This is a genomic window from Myxococcus sp. AM009 (assembly GCF_013372605.1).
Taxonomy (GTDB): domain Bacteria; phylum Myxococcota; class Myxococcia; order Myxococcales; family Myxococcaceae; genus Myxococcus; species Myxococcus vastator.
Window position 1 is genome coordinate 1 of sequence record NZ_JABXEP010000488.1, and the last position, 417, is coordinate 417.

A 417-nucleotide genomic window follows, 5' to 3' on the forward strand; every position below is an offset into this window, starting at 1 on the left:
GACGGCAACTTCATCGGCCCGACGATCTTCACCGACGTGAAGACCGACATGGACATCTACACCAACGAAATCTTCGGCCCCGTGCTGCTGGCGCTGACTGTGCCTACGCTGGACGACGCCATTGCGCTGGTCAACGCCAACCCGTTCGGCAACGGTGTGGGCCTGTTCACGCAGAGCGGCGCATCAGCACGCAAGTTCCAGAGCGAGATCGACGTCGGGCAGGTCGGTATCAACATTCCCATTCCGGTGCCCGTGCCGTACTTCAGCTTTACCGGCTCGCGCGGCTCCAAGCTCGGCGACCTGGGCCCGTATGGCAAGCAGGTCGTGCAGTTCTATACGCAAACGAAAACGGTAACGGCGCGCTGGTTTGACGACGCGGTCGACACCGGCGGCGTCAACACCACCATCAGCCTGCGC

The 417-nt window shown here is 62.4% G+C and carries 1 protein-coding gene; it reads left to right on the forward strand.

The features are described 5' to 3' along the window. Positions 1-417: aldehyde dehydrogenase family protein (locus HV824_RS36520; protein ID WP_176425353.1), on the forward strand; the 417-nt coding region annotated here is incomplete at both ends.